This is a genomic window from Bacillus sp. HMSC036E02, from assembly GCF_001836235.1.
Lineage (GTDB): Bacteria > Bacillota > Bacilli > Bacillales > Bacillaceae_G > Bacillus_A > Bacillus_A cereus.
Window position 1 is genome coordinate 3,710 of record NZ_KV827855.1, and the last position, 218, is coordinate 3,927.

The following is a 218-nucleotide window of genomic DNA, read 5'->3' on the forward strand; positions in this document are numbered from 1 at the left end:
GTGTTGCAAAACCAAGACTGATATTAGCAACGAGTTGACCCAATCCTATAAAAGCCACTACTCCGAAACCAGAGTTTTTTTTCGATGATTTTGATTTTTTGATTGGTTCCTGAAGCTTTTTAATATGATTTTTATAATAATGATTCAAAGCAAAAATATACAAACTAACCGAAAAAATAAAATAGATAGGAGTTTGTAATCCTAACATTCCATATGCA

At 30.3% G+C, this 218-nt stretch carries 1 pseudogene; it reads right to left on the reverse strand.

The features are described from left to right. Nucleotides 1-218, reverse strand: a pseudogene (locus HMPREF2590_RS18185) (hypothetical protein); the annotation flags it as partial.